Source organism: Streptomyces spiralis (assembly GCF_014654675.1).
Classification (GTDB): Bacteria; Actinomycetota; Actinomycetes; order Streptomycetales; family Streptomycetaceae; genus Streptomyces; species Streptomyces spiralis.
On record NZ_BNBC01000019.1, the window covers coordinates 43,604 to 56,343 of the forward strand.

12 protein-coding genes are annotated in these 12,740 nt (G+C 71.6%); 3 read left to right on the top strand and 9 right to left on the bottom strand.

Annotation, left to right across the window (positions count from 1 at the left end; genetic code table 11):
• Positions 1 to 39: 39 nt before the first annotated feature.
• From IE318_RS20465 to IE318_RS20475, 3 genes are read right to left on the bottom strand one after another with little or no spacing between them, the layout of a single operon-like run.
• Entirely contained in the window at positions 40 to 945 is a 906-nt protein-coding gene (locus IE318_RS20465) for a carbohydrate ABC transporter permease (RefSeq protein ID WP_189902395.1), read from the bottom strand.
• Positions 942 to 1,883 carry a carbohydrate ABC transporter permease gene (locus IE318_RS20470; RefSeq protein WP_189902397.1) on the bottom strand — a complete coding sequence of 314 codons (942 nt, stop codon included), beginning with the start codon at positions 1,881 to 1,883 and terminating at the stop codon, positions 942 to 944. The genes IE318_RS20465 and IE318_RS20470 overlap by 4 nt, the downstream gene beginning before the upstream one ends.
• 6 nt (positions 1,884 to 1,889) lie before the next feature.
• A complete protein-coding gene (locus IE318_RS20475; protein ID WP_189902399.1) occupies positions 1,890 to 3,182 on the bottom strand; it encodes an ABC transporter substrate-binding protein in 1,293 nt (430 codons plus the stop codon).
• Between the two features lie 237 nt (positions 3,183 to 3,419).
• Here IE318_RS20475 and IE318_RS20480 point away from each other — a divergent pair, with 237 nt between their 5' ends.
• A complete protein-coding gene (locus IE318_RS20480) occupies positions 3,420 to 4,466 on the top strand; it encodes a LacI family DNA-binding transcriptional regulator (protein WP_189902401.1) in 1,047 nt (348 codons plus the stop codon).
• 208 nt (positions 4,467 to 4,674) lie between these two features.
• Here the strand turns inward: IE318_RS20480 and IE318_RS20485 are convergent, their stop codons facing one another.
• Positions 4,675 to 5,901: an SPFH domain-containing protein gene (locus IE318_RS20485; protein WP_229903624.1), complete on the bottom strand. Its 1,227-nt coding sequence runs from the start codon at positions 5,899 to 5,901 to the stop codon at positions 4,675 to 4,677.
• A 13-nt stretch (positions 5,902 to 5,914) separates the two neighbouring features.
• Positions 5,915 to 6,166: an NfeD C-terminal domain-containing protein gene (locus tag IE318_RS20490; RefSeq protein WP_030178368.1), complete on the bottom strand. Its 252-nt coding sequence runs from the start codon at positions 6,164 to 6,166 to the stop codon at positions 5,915 to 5,917.
• A gap of 349 nt (positions 6,167 to 6,515) precedes the next feature.
• Between IE318_RS20490 and IE318_RS20495 the strand changes: the two genes are divergently transcribed.
• On the top strand, positions 6,516 to 7,865 hold the full coding sequence (locus IE318_RS20495) for an amidase (RefSeq protein ID WP_189902403.1): 1,350 nt from the start codon (positions 6,516 to 6,518) through the stop codon (positions 7,863 to 7,865).
• A 52-nt stretch (positions 7,866 to 7,917) separates the two neighbouring features.
• On the opposite strand, the gene IE318_RS20500 is transcribed toward IE318_RS20495, so the two are convergent.
• A complete protein-coding gene (locus IE318_RS20500; RefSeq protein WP_189902404.1) occupies positions 7,918 to 8,400 on the bottom strand; it encodes a GNAT family N-acetyltransferase in 483 nt (160 codons plus the stop codon).
• A gap of 74 nt (positions 8,401 to 8,474) precedes the next feature.
• Positions 8,475 to 8,648: a hypothetical protein gene (locus IE318_RS20505; RefSeq protein ID WP_107473447.1), complete on the bottom strand. Its 174-nt coding sequence runs from the start codon at positions 8,646 to 8,648 to the stop codon at positions 8,475 to 8,477.
• Between the two features lie 436 nt (positions 8,649 to 9,084).
• Between IE318_RS20505 and IE318_RS20510 the strand changes: the two genes are divergently transcribed.
• On the top strand, positions 9,085 to 9,606 hold the full coding sequence (locus tag IE318_RS20510) for a hypothetical protein (protein ID WP_189902406.1): 522 nt from the start codon (positions 9,085 to 9,087) through the stop codon (positions 9,604 to 9,606).
• A gap of 91 nt (positions 9,607 to 9,697) precedes the next feature.
• Here IE318_RS20510 and IE318_RS20515 read toward each other — a convergent pair whose 3' ends face one another.
• A complete protein-coding gene (locus IE318_RS20515) occupies positions 9,698 to 11,215 on the bottom strand; it encodes an SDR family NAD(P)-dependent oxidoreductase (protein WP_030178378.1) in 1,518 nt (505 codons plus the stop codon).
• Positions 11,216 to 11,331: 116 nt separating this feature from the next.
• Positions 11,332 to 12,693 carry a wax ester/triacylglycerol synthase family O-acyltransferase gene (locus IE318_RS20520; protein ID WP_189902408.1) on the bottom strand — a complete coding sequence of 454 codons (1,362 nt, stop codon included), beginning with the start codon at positions 12,691 to 12,693 and terminating at the stop codon, positions 11,332 to 11,334.
• Between the last annotated feature and the right edge of the window lie 47 nt (positions 12,694 to 12,740).

Sequence of the window (12,740 nt, forward strand, 5' to 3'; positions counted from 1 at the left end):
GGGGGTCGGCCCTGCTGACGGCCGGGCGGCTCTCGGTGCTCAGCCCTTGACGGCGCCCTCGCCGACACCGCGGAAGAAGTAGCGCTGGAGGCAGGCGAAGAGCGCGATCAACGGGGCCACGGCGATGATCGTGCCGGCTGCGACGAGGCGTTCGTCGTTGGCGAAGGTGCCGTGGAGGTAGTTGAGGCCGATGGTCAGGGTGAACCTGGACGGGTCGCTGAGCACGATCAGCGGCCACAGGAAGTCGTCCCAGGCGCCCATGAAGGCGAAGATCGCCACGACGGCGAGGGTGCCCTTGACCGACGGCAGGGCGATGCGCAGGAACCGCTGCCAGACGTCGGCGCCGTCGACGTAGGCCGCCTCCTCGATCTCGTAGGGCAGGTTGAGGAAGGCGTTGCGCATCAGCAGGACGTTCATGGCGGCGACGGCGCCGGGCAGCACCACGCCGACGAGCGTGTTGTTCAGGCCGAGGTCACGCATGGTGGTGAACTGGGCGATGACGATGCTCTCCGCGGGCACGAGCATGGCGAGGACGAAGACGACGGTGGTCGCGCGGCGGCCCCGGTAGCGCAGCCGGGCCAGGGCGTAGCCGGCGAGGGCGGAGCCGACGCAGTTGGTGACCACGTTGGCCGTGGCGACCTTCAGCGAGTTCAGGGCGTAGTCCCAGACCGGGATGGTCTGGGACACCCGCTCGTAGTTGTGCAGGGTGGGGTGGCTGGGCAGGAACTTCGGCGGGGAGCTGAAGATGTCCTCGGTCGGCCCCTTGAGCGAGGTGGACAGCTGCCACAGGAACGGCCCGACGGTCAGGGCGAGGACGGCGAGCAGCAGCACGTAGCGCAGGATCAGTTCCCACGCCCGGATGCGGCGGCCGTTGTCGTCGGTGAAGCGGGGCCGCCGGGCAGGGGCCGGTGTCCTGGTGGCCGGGGTCTTCTGGACGAGGCTCACGAGTCCTCCCTCCGGTCGGCGCGCAGGACGAGCAGCATCAGCACGACGGTGACGACGAAGACGACCAGCGAGATGGCGGAGGCGTAACCGACCCGGCCGGTCAGGCCGGTGCCGGTGCGCTGCACGAGCATCACCAGGGTGGTGTCCTCACCGGCCGGGCCTCCGTTCGGGCCGGCCATCAGGTACACCTCGGAGAACACCTTGAAGGCGGAGACCGAGGCGAGCGCGGCGACCAGGACCATGGTGGAGCGCACGGCCGGGACGGTGACGGTGAGGAAGCGGCGCACCGCGCCCGCTCCGTCCACGGCGGCGGCCTCGTGGAGCTCGCGCGGCACGTTGGCGAGCGCCGCCAGGTAGATGATCATGTAGTAGCCGAGCCCCCTCCAGACCGTGACGGCCATGGCGCTCAGCAGGAGCAGCCACTGGTCGCTGAGGAAGCCGACCTTGCCCACCCCGACCGTCTCCAGCAGCGAGTTCACCAGCCCGCGCTCGTCCAGCAGCCACACCCAGATCAGGCCGACCACGACGATCGAGGCGACGACCGGGGTGTAGAAGGCGGACCGGAAGAAGGTGATGCCGGGGACGTTCTTCTGCACCAGCAGGGCGAGCAGCAGCGGCAGGATCACCAGCGCCGGGACGACGCCGAGGACGTACAGCGCGCTGTTGCGCAGCCCGGTCCAGAACATGTCGTCGTGCAGCAGCTCACGGAAGTTGGCGAGCCCGACGAACCGGCCCGGGATGAGGGTGCGGCGGTCGGTGAAGGCGTTGATCACCGTGGAGGCGAACGGGTAGAGGATGAAGGCGCCGGTGACCAGCAGTCCGGGGGCGGCGAACAGCCAGGGGCTGGTGGGAAGTTGGCGCCGCACCCGGTTCGCCGGGCGCCCGGGATGCCGGGCCGGACGCGACGGGCGCGTCCGGGAGACGGTCGAGGTGGCCATGGTGCGTTATCCCTGCTGCTTCAGAAGCTGGTCACAGGCTTTGACAGCGTTGTCAAGAGCCGCCTTGGGGCTCTGCTTGCCCTGGAGCGCCTTGGCGACCTCGTTGCGCAGCGCGGTCTTCATCTGTTCGCTGAACAGGACGGGTGTGTAGTTGGCCGCGTTCTTCAGCGACTTGGCGGCGGCGATGCGCACCCGGGTCTCGTCGGTGCCGTCCTCCTTGGTGAAGTACGGGTCGTCGAGGGAGCCGGCGGTGCTCGGGAAGATGGCGACCTTCTTGGCGAACGACATCTGGTGCTCGGCGTCGGTGACGTAGTGCGCGAAGGCGACCGCGGCGGGCGTGTGCTTGGTCCTCGCGTTCACCATCAGGCCCATCACGTACATGTTGACGTGGCCGGTGCTGGTGATCTGGTCGGTGATGCCGATGTTCTTGTACAGGTTCGGCGCCTGCTTCTTGAAGTTGTCCAGGTCCAGGGCGCTGCCGGGGTTCATGGCGACGGCGCCGGTGAGGAACTTCTTCCCGGACGACTCGGGGGTGGCGGTCAGCGCCTGCGGGTCGAGGGCCTTGGCGTCGTACAACTGCTTGTACTTGGTGAGGAGTTCGACGCCCTTGGGGTCGTTGAAGGCGAAGGCGGTGCCTTCCTTGTTCATCAGGGGGACGCCGTAGCGGCCGAAGTCCTCGATGGTGGGGATGTTGGCGAGGGTGGCGACCTTGCCACCGCTCTTGTCCGCCATCTGCAGGGCGTCGCTGAAGAGCTCGTCGTAGGTCTTCGGCGGCTTGTTCGGGTCGAGCCCGGCCTTCTCGAACAGGGTCTTGTTGTAGAACAGCGGGCCGGTGTTGAGGTACCAGGGGAAGGCGTACGTGCCGGTCATGCCGGGGATCTGGTGGCCGGCCCAGGCGCCGGGCAGGTACTCCGCCTTGTACTGGGCGGCGGCCTTGTCCAGGTCCATCGCGAGGCCCGCCTTGGCGAGCGGGGCGACCAGGTCCGGGGAGACGTTGACGACGTCGGGCAGGGTGCCGCCGGCCGCGTCCGCGCTGATCTTGTCGGCGTAGCCCTCGGCGGGCTGGTCCACCCACTTCACATGGGTGCCCGGGTACTTCTTCTCGAAGTCGGCGACCAGGCCCTCGAAGTAGTCCTTGAAGTTGGCGCGCAGGTTCCAGGTCTGGAAGGTGATGTCGCCCTCGACCTTGCCGGAGGCGTCCGTCGAGCCGCCGCCGTCGCCGCCCGAGCCGCAGGCGCTCAGCGGCAGGACGAGGGCGGTGAAAGCGGCGGCGGCGAATGCTCTGCGGGATATGGGCACGGTGACACGGCTCCCTTGCGGCGTCGACGACGGGTGTCGGCAGTGACCATGCACGCCGGGTTAACGGAAAGTCAATGGATTCGGCGCCGCTAAAGTAATCAGAAGAACATTAGTCCAGGTCACAGACGTCATGGATGATGCTTGCCAGTCGGGACTAATGCGCTTTAGAGTGCTGACACTCAAGCGCTTTAGCGATCACCGCTCCAACCGCATCACCGCTGAGAAATGAGGGGGAACATGCCGGCCAAGCGGTCCCCGGCACGCCGGCCGACCATGAAGGACATCGCGCGTCGCGCCGGTGTCTCCGAGAGCGCCGTCTCCTTCGCGCTCAACGACCGGCCCGGCGTGTCGGAGGCGACCCGCGCCCGGGTGCGCCGGGTCGCCGAGCAGCTGGGCTGGCGGCCCAGTACGGCGGCCCGCGCGCTGTCCGGGGAGGGCGCGGCCACCGTCGGCTTCGTGCTGGCCCGCCCGGCGGACACGCTCGGCGTGGACTCCTTCTTCCTGCAACTGGTCTCCGGCATCCAGGAGGTGCTGGCGGAGCGCCATCTGGGCCTGTTGTTCCAGGTGGTGGAGGACATCGCCGACGAGTGCGCGGTGTACCGCAGATGGTGGGCCGAGCACCGGGTCGACGGCGTGCTGGTGGTGGACCCGCGCACCGACGACCCACGTCCGGACCTGCTCGACGAACTGGGCCTGCCGGCCGTGGTGATCGGCGGCGCCCCGGACGAGCGGCATCCCGGGCTGTCCACGGTGTGGGCGGACGACGCGGGCGCGATGGCGTCGGTGGTGGACGGGCTGTACGGGCTCGGCCACCGGCGGATCGTGCACATCGCCGGGCTGGCGGGCCTCGCCCACACCGAGCGCCGGATCCGCACGCTGCGCGCCGAGGCCGAGCGCCGCGGACTGACCGGCGTGGAGTCCGTGACCACCGACTACTCGGATGCCGAGGGCGCCGCCGTCACCCGCGAGGTCTTGCGCTCGGCCGCTCCCCCGACGGCCCTGATCTACGACAACGACGTGATGGCCCTGGCCGGTGTCGCCGTCGCGGCCGAACTCGGCTTCTCGGTCCCGGCGGACGTCTCGGTGGTGTCCTGGGAGGACTCCGCCCTGTGCCGCATGGTCACGCCGTGGCTGTCCGCCCTGTCCCGGGACAGCATGGAGTTCGGCCGTACGGCGGCCCGGGAGCTGACCGCCCTGCTGGACGGCGGCCCGGCCCGTACGGTCCGGGTGCCGGTGCCCCGCCTGGTCGAACGGGAGAGCACGGGGGCGGCGCGGGACGCGTGAAACTCACGGGGCCGCGCGCCACGGCGCGGGGTGCCCACCGTGCAACGGGCACCGCCACCGTGTCCGACACCGCTACGTGCCGGGTGCTCGCGCCGCGCGGACACCCCATGCGGCACCGCCGACGCAAGGCGTCTGCCTCAGGCCGAACACCTCGGGCGGCACTGCGCGTGCGGCGCACGAAAAGCCCCGGCCGCGCCCGGTCCGGATCTCACGGCGTCCGAGGCTGCGGCCGGTCCCCGGCGGCCGAGTCGTCGCCCGGCTGCCTCTCGTCGGTGTCCGGCTTCGCCCCGTCCGGGCCCTGCAGCTCGAGCCGGCCGTTGCCCTCCTCGGGGCGCCCGCCGGAGTTCTGGCCGCCGTGGCCGTTCAGGTTCTGCCGGACCGAGTCCAGGATCGTCAGGCCCTGGGCGACCAGACCGGCCGCGATCTCGCCGAGCCCGTCCGCGCCGTTGAGGACGTTGACATTGGCTCCGGAGAGGCCGCCCGCCGCCTCCTTGACGATCAGCGGGAGCTGGTCGATCAGCATCCGGTCGAGCGCGACCCGGTCGTACGACGCCGCGGCCTCGGCCTGGACCTTCATCCGCTGCGCCTCCGCGGCGGCGAGGATCCTGACCCGCTCGGCCTCGGCCTCCGCGGGCTTCACGATCTCGGCCACCAACTCCTGCTGGCGCAGCTTGGCCTGGCGCTGCGCCAGTTCCGTCTGGGCGGCGAGCACCTCCTGCTGAGCGTGCGCCCGCGCCAGCGGGCCGGCCTGGGCCGCGTGCGCCTGGGCCCGGTCCACCTCCGCCGAGTACTCCGCCTTCACCACGGCCGTCTGACGGGCGTACTCGGCCTGCCTGCGCGCGGCTTCCTGCTCCGCCTCGGCGGCGGCCTGGTTGGCCTGGGCCTGGGCGATCTGGGCCTGCCGCTGGATGGCCGCCTTGTGCGGGGCGGACATCGCGTCGATGTAGCCGGTGTCGCCGTCGTCGATCGACTGGATCTGCAGCGAGTCCACGATCAAGCCGATCTTCGCCATCTCCGTCTTGGAGGTGTCCAGCACCTCGGCGGCGAGCTTCTGGCGTTCGGTGACGATCTCCTCCACGGTCATCGAGCCGATGATGGCGCGCAGGTGACCGGCGAAGATCCGGCCGGTCAGGACCGACATCTGGTCCTGGTCGGAGAGGAACCGCTGCCCGGCGTTGATGATGCTCTCGTTGTCGTTGCCGACCTTGAACGCGATGACGGCGCGGACGTGCAGCGCGATTCCCTGCTTGGTGACGCAGGTCTCGACGACCTCGGACTCGCACATGGACAGGGTGAGGAAGCGGACCTTGCGGAAGACGGGCAGCACGAACTTGCCGTGCCCCGTCACCACCCGGAACGGCGCGCCCCCCAGGCCCCGCCTGCCTCCGGAGATCAGCATCGCCTCGTCGGGGGCGGGAACGCGGTAACCGAACATGGGCTTGTTCTCCTTAGCCTGCGTCGGCCGAATCGTCGCGCAACCTGTCCAACGGGTCGGCCCACTCGATGACGTCGACCTCACGGCATCCACGGGATTCGACCACGAGCACGGTCGCACCGATCGGCAGCGGTTCCTGCGACCAGGCGAGGAAGGTCTCGGAACCGCCTCTGACCCGCACCAGGATCTCGCCGGGACCGGCGGATCCACGCGTACCGATGAGAAGCTCCCCCGTGCAGCCGATCACGGCCTCGTCCTGCGCCATCGCCGACTACTTCCCCTCGTACTCGTCCTGTCCTTCCGACCATAGACCCACCGGGGCGAGCCGCATACGCCGCGGCGGGCCCGACCGGGAGCGATCGGCGCGGTGCCGTGCGCACCGTATGCATGCCGCATACACGCATGTGGCTCTCCACCCGTCGGCAGTGCTGCACGTCCTCCGCCGGCCGGATGCGGTCCGGTCCGCCTCGTCCTCCTGCCATGAGCCGACGAAGTCGGGTCATTGTCCGGACCGACGTGCCCCGACCTCTCGACGGGAGGGCCTGTCTGCGGGCACAGTTCCCCACAACGTACTCGTGAGTACGACCATGCCCGCCCCCTCCCGAGGAGCGCCCGTGACCAGCTGGGTCGGCCTGAGTGCCGCCGAGATCGCCGCCGCCGTACGCGAGAAGCGGGCCACGCCCCGCGAGGTGGTGGCCGAGCACCTCGCCCGCATCGAGCGCCTGGACGGCCGGATCGGCGCCTTCCGTACCGTCCGTGCCGAGGCGGCACTGGCCGAGGCCGACGAGGTCGCGGCCCGGCCCGACCTGGACGGACTGCCCCTGGCGGGCGTACCGGTGGCCGTGAAGGACAACCTCGCGGTGCGCGGCGAGTCCACCCGCCTCGGCTCTGCCGCGACCCCGGACACGCCCGCCGCCGACGACCACGTCACCGTGGCCCGGCTGCGTGCGGCGGGCGCGGTGGTGGTGGGCCTGACCAACGTGCCCGAGCTGTGTGTCTTCGGCACCACGGAGGGCGTGCACGGAACCGCCCGCAACCCGTGGGACACCTCGCGCACGGCGGGCGGTTCGTCGGGCGGCAGCGCGGCGGCGGTCGCCGCGGGGATGGTGCCGATCGCCCTGGGCAACGACGGCATGGGCTCGCTGCGCATCCCGGCCGCCAACTGCGGCCTCGTCACCATCAAGCCGGGGCATGGCGTGGTGCCGGCGGGCATCGGCAACGGCGACTGGTTCGGCATGTCGGAGAACGGGCCGCTCGCGACGACGGTGCGGGATGCCCGGCTGATGCTCGCGGTCCTGGCCGACAGCGAGGTGGCACGGGGTGCGGTGGACACCGTACGCACGATCGCCGTGTCCGTGCGCAGCCCGCTGGCCGGGGTCGCGGTGAGCAGGCCGTACGCCGGCGCGGTCCGGGAGGCGGCACAGGTGCTGGCCGGAGCCGGTCACCGGGTGCTGCGCGCCGATCCGCCGTACCCGATGTCGCTCGGCGTGACGGCCGTGCGGCACTGGACGGCCGGCACCGCCGTGGACGCGGTGGGTCTGGACCCGCGGCGGCTGACCCGGCGCACCCGCGTGCACGCGGCCGTCGGACGGCGGTTCGTCGACGGCGTACGCACGGGCGCCGGCCGGGAGCGACTGCGCGAGCGGCTGGAGCCGTTCTTCGCCGAGCACGACGTGCTGCTCACCCCGGCACTGGCCCGCCGATCCCCGCGGGCCGTGCCGTGGCACGAGCGCGGCTGGATGCGCAACGTGCTCGCCAACAGCGCCTACTCGCCGATGACCCCGCCGTGGAACCTGACCGGCTGGCCGGCGATGGCGGTGCCGTTCGGCACACTGCCCTCCGGTGCCCCCTGCGCCGTGCAACTGGTGGGCCGTCCGGGCTCCGAGGCCGCTCTCCTGGACCTGGCGGAGCAGATCGAGCGGTCGCGCCCGTGGCGCAGGACGACCGATCCGGAGCTCGGGTAGCCACAGGGGCCGCCAGGCCCTCGGGCTCCAGGGGGTCAGGCCTCCGGGGTCTCTACAGGGACTTGTACATGATGTGCAGGCCGACCGGGCCGTGCCGCGGGTGCTCGTACGCCCGCGGGACCGTGCCGAGCACGGTGAAGCCGAGGGAAGTCCACAGCGCCACGGCCGGGTTGGTCTCGACGACCGCGTTGAAGACCATGCCCCGGTAGCCGTCGGCCTTGGCGGCCGTCAGGACGTGCTCGGCGAGGGCGCGGCCGATGCCCTGGCCGGCCCGGTCGGGGTCGACCATGAAGCCCGCGTTGGCGACACGGGCGGCGGGACCGCCGTAGTTGGGGGTGACATAGGCCGAGCCCACGACCGTGCCGGTGTCGTCCTCGGCGACGAACACCCGCTTGGCGGGGCTCATCCACAGGGCCCGGGCGTCCTCTTCGGACGTGTCCGGGTCCCAGGCGTAGGTCTCGGCGGCGGCGACGATGCGGTGCCAGAACGGCCAGATGCGCGGCCAGTCCTCGGCGACGGCTTCCCGGATCAGCATGGGCGCGAGTCTCGCACGCCCATGCTGTGGACGATCGCGTCGGCGGGCTCCAGGGAGACACTCCCGAGCGGAGGTCAGTCCACGCTGGGCAGGATGTGCGGCTCGGCGAGGTCGTCCTCGTAGCCGGCCAGACGGATGGGGGCGGACCGGGCCCACACGTCGAGACTGCCGAGATCTCCGGGGCGCCGGGAGCGGCGCTCCGTGCGTTCCTTGGGGCCTTCTTCGCGATTCGTCTTTTCCGGTGTCACCGCGCACTCCTTATGTGTCGGTCACCCTCGGGGCGTCTGACGCCAGTCTTCGCTCCGGCGCCCGACGTCCGCTCGGGTCTGGCTCAAGGACAGATCGGACGCGGTGGCGCCGGCAACTGGGATTCGGGCAGGCCGTTGTGCACCCGCTCGCCCCGGGACGGACCATGGGTGCTGGTTGGAACCCGTTGGTGCTGTCCGTCTACTCCAGATTAACCAAATGAGCGGCCCCCCGCTCGATAGGGCTGCAAAGTCCAGGTAACTATCTGGAGTCAAGCGTGTTCATTGGATAGTTTATGAACCGATTTGTCGCATCAAGCATCATGGAGGACTCATCCGTTCGGTGTGCGTCGCTCAGTTCAGATCCCGTTGGCCCGGCCGCAAGCCGGCCATGGTCTGCTGGCGTACCGCAACGGCTGTCTCGCGGGAGGACTGACGCATGGAGCTGCGCAGCGTCGAGGAGCTGATGGACCTGTTGTACGCCTGCCGGGGCGCCGCCGCACCCGATCGCCTCGGCCGCGACGGCCGCCGTGCCGACCTCCACGACCACGCGCTGCGGACCGCCGCGCTGCTGCGCCGGCGCCGTCCGGCCGACAAGGAGCTCCAGGTGGCGGGCCTGGTCCACGGCATCGGGCGGCTGCTGGCTCCCACGGCCCCCGAAGCCGGGTCCGCGACCGGTGCCCCGGTTGGGGGCGGGGCCGAGGACGGGGCGGCCCTCGCCGCCCGCGCGGCCGACGCGGTGCGGGGTCTGCTGGGCGAGCGCGTCGCCCGTCTGGTACGGCGGCAGGCGGTGGCCGGTGAGGGCCGCCGCGCCCACCCGGTCGACGAGGACGCCCTGACCCTGCGGCAGGCGCGCGAGGAGGCGCGCACCGACGGCTCCGACGCCGGGGTCCTCGAGGACTGGCGGACCCTCCTGGAACTGGTCGCGGCCCGCAACTCCCGCCTGGGCGCGGTCGACTGACACCGGACGGTCCGGCACCGTCCGGCCGTTCAGGCCGGACCAGGTCCCGGCGGGTCAGGCCTCGTCACGTCGAGTCACGTACGGTCCCGGCTCACCACTTGCCGGGCGCGTAGTCCTTCAGGAAGACGCCGTACAGGTCCTCGCCCGCCTCGCCGCGCACGATCGGGTCGTAGACGCGGGCGGCGCCGTCGACCAGGTCGAGCGGGGCGTGGAAGCCGGCCTCGGCGAGGCGCAGCTTGTCGTAGTGCGGGCGCTCGTCGGTGATCCAGCCGGTGTCGACGGAGGTCATGAGGATGCCGTCCGTCTGGAACATCTCCTCGGCGCTGGTCCGCGTCACCATGTTCATGGCCGCCTTCGCGGCGTTGGTGTTCGGGTGCCCGGCTCCCTTGTAGCCGCGGCTGAAGACGCCCTCCATCGCCGAGACGTTGACGACGTACGCGCGTCCGCTCGCCGCCTTCTTCGCGGCGTCGGCCATGGCCGGACGCAGGGCGCTGATCAGGATGAACGGCGAGGTGTAGTTGCACAGCTGGGTCTCGAGCAGCTCGACCGGCGAGATCTGGTCGATGGTCTGCACCCAGGTGTTGGTGTCGACGACGTCCGGGACGAGGCCGCCGGCGTCGATGGCGGTGCCGTCGAGGTGCCGGGCGACGCTGGCGTTGCCGGCGACCAGGGCCAGGTCGGCGACCTTCTGGGCGTCCAGGCCGCTGGTGCCGAGGGGCAGCGCGGCGATGCCGTCGACGGCGCCGGAGTTGAAGGCGCCGATGACATGGTGGGCGGGGAGCTCACCGGCGGGCAGCGGGGCGGTCTCGCCCTCGACCAGCGCCGCGTACGCGGAGGGCAGGCGGCGTACGGTCTGCGTCGCGTTGTTGATCAGGATGTCGAGCGGGCCGGCCTCGGCGACCTGCTCGGCCAGGGCCACGGCCTGCGCCGGGTCGCGCAGGTCGATCCCGACGACCTCCAGCCGGTGCAGCCAGTCCGCCGAGTCCTCCATGGCCTTGAACCGGCGTATGGCGTCCTTGGGGAAGCGCGTGGTGATGGTGGTGTGCGCACCGTCACGCAGCAGCCGCAGCGCGATGTACATGCCGATCTTGGCCCGGCCGCCGGTGAGCAGGGCGCGCTTGCCGGTGAGGTCGGCGCGGGCGTCCCGCTTGGCGCGGTTCTCGGCGGCGCACTTCTGGCAGAGCTGGTGGTAGAAGTAGTCGACCTCGACGTAGCGCTGCTTGCAGGTGTAGCAGGAGCGGGGGCGCTGGAGTATGCCCGCGATCCTGCCCGCCTCGACCTTGGAGGACGGCAGGATGCCCTCGGTCTCGTCGTCGATGCGCTCTGCGGAGCCGGTGGCGGTGGCTTCGGTGACGGCGCGGTCGTGCGCGGTCTTGGCGGCGCGGCGCTCCTGGCGGCGGCGCTGCTTGACCGAGCGGTAGATGTGCGAGGTGGCCCGGCGCACCGTGACGGCGTCGGGGTGGTCGACCTCGAGCTGGTCCAGCTCCTTGAGCACGTCGAGGCAGACGGCGAGGCGCTCGGGGTCGATGCCGGGCCCGTACGCGGTCTCGTCGCCGGGCGCGTACACCACCTCGTCCGTGGCCATGGAGCCGTCGTCTGTCACCGTCATCGCGCTGCCGTTTCCCTGATCGTTCACGCGGCGCTCCGACTCGCGCCCGCTTTCGAACGGGGAATCATACGGCAGCCCGAGGACGCACCGCCAAACGCGGCGAGACGAGACGCCCCCTAGGGCGCGCAGACCGTGATGAGGGTCTCCACCTCCTCGGTCAGGGCTCGGGCCAGCCGGTTCAGGTCGGGGACGGCCTTGGCGTCGGCCACGAGCCCGTAGTGGACCTGGCCCCGGTAGGTGGAGATGGCGATGGCCAGGGACTGGCCGCGGGCCAGGGGCGCGAAGGGGTAGACCTCGGTGAGCGGGTGGCCGCCGAGCCGCAGGCCGAAGCCGGGCAGGGGCACGCTGGTGACCAGGATGTCGAACCAGAGCCGGGCGGCCTGGCCGACGGGCGGGCCGCCGAGCCGGTGGCCGAGGGCCGGCACATGGTCGGCGAGCAGGGCGACGGCGCCCGCGCCCCGGTTGGGGCCCGCGTCCTTGTTGCGGTCCATGGCGGTGCGTACGGCGGCGAGCCTGCGCAGCGGGTCCGGGACGCCGACGGGCAGTTCCATCAGATAGCCGGAGAGCCGGTTGCCCTGCGGGTGGGCGGTGCGCGGGCGGCGCCGGGAGACCGGGATCAGGGCACGGGGCGCGACGCCGTCGCACCTCTCGCCGCGCTCGTCGAGCCAGCTGCGCAGGGCGCCGGCGACGACCGCGATCAGTACGTCGTTGACGGTGCCGCCGACCTTCTTGCGCACCAGGTGGACGTCGTCGATGTCGATGACCACACCGGCGGTGCGCCGGGTTCCGGTGGGCTCGGCGGTGAGGGCCGGCGTGGAGCGGGTGACGAGGGTGGAGCGGGCGACGCAGGCGCCGATGTCCAGGGCGCGGCCGACGTCGGAGACCGCACCGCGCACCAGCCCGGGCAGTCTGCGCACGTCGGGCAGCAGGCCGCGCGGGGGCTCGGCGGGGCGGGGCCGGCGCTCGGGGAGGTCCATCGGGTCGAGGATCGCCGCCGCGAGGGTCAGGGCGCGCAGTCCGTCGGCGAGGGCGTGGTGGAACTTGAACAGCACCGCAAAGGAGACGCCGTCCGCGCCGGGCAGCACATGGGCCTCCCACGGCGGGCGGTTGCGCTGCAGCGGGCGCTGCATGAGGCGTCCGGAGGCGGCGTGGAAGTCCGTGACCGGGGCGTGCAGCCGTACGTGGTTGAGCGGGTCGAAGCAGGGGTCGGGCTCGCGGGTGGCGCCGCCGAAGCCGAACGGCTGCCGCAGCTGGTGGGCGAGGGACTGCCGCAGGCCGAGGGGGCGCCACACGTCGCGGATGCGCATGCGCAGTCCGGGCACGGCGGCGGCACGGGCGGCGAGCAGGTCGGCCGCGTGCGCCCCGGCGGTGGGCGAGTGGGCCGAGAAGACCCCGAGCGCACCGAGGTGCATCGGGTGGTCGGCGGACTCGATGTTCCAGAACGCCAGGTCGAGTGGAGCGAGCAGGTCAGAAGTCAATGGCTTGCCTCGCGTCGACGGTGGGTGAGTAGGCAGTCAACCGCGTG